Annotated in this window: 1 protein-coding gene and 1 pseudogene; both read left to right on the forward strand. The window is 34.1% G+C overall.

The genetic code is table 11. The annotated features are described in order from the left end of the window. Nucleotides 1-309 (forward strand): 50S ribosomal protein L11 (gene rplK / locus JWF52_RS18775; protein WP_208334993.1); only part of this gene is annotated, 309 nt, incomplete at its 5' end. Nucleotides 310-383: 74 nt separating this feature from the next. Next, nucleotides 384-548 (forward strand): annotated as a pseudogene (locus JWF52_RS19550) (50S ribosomal protein L1); the annotation flags it as partial.

The raw sequence follows: 548 nt of genomic DNA on the forward strand, positions 1-548 counted from the left end.
AAAGAATTCAATGCTAAAACTGCAGATCAAGCTGGAATGATAATACCAGTTGTTATAACTGTATACCAAGATAGATCATTCAGTTTCATAACTAAAACTCCACCAGCTGCTGTTTTATTAAAGAAAGCTGCTGGATTAGATTCAGCTTCAGGAGAACCTAACAAGAAGAAAGTTGCTACTTTATCTTCTGCTAAGGTAAGAGAAATAGCTGAATTAAAGATGCCTGATTTAAATGCTGCTTCAGTAGAAACTGCTATGAGTATGATAGCTGGTACTGCAAGAAGTATGGGTATCGTTATAGAAGACTAATTTTATAAAATTAGACACTTCGTCATAAGAAGTGGGAGGTTTTAACGAAAATAACCACAAGGAGGACATTTAAAATGGCTAAAAAAGGTAAAAAATACGTAGAAGCTTTAAGTAAAGTTGATAGAACTAGATTATATGATGCAACAGAAGCTGTATCATTAGTTGTAGATGTTGCTACTGCTAAGTTTGATGAAACTGTAGAAGCACACATAAAGTTAGGTGTTGACTCAAGACATGCT

The organism is Clostridium sp. CCUG 7971, from assembly GCF_017590215.1.
GTDB lineage: Bacteria > Bacillota > Clostridia > Peptostreptococcales > Peptostreptococcaceae > Faecalimicrobium.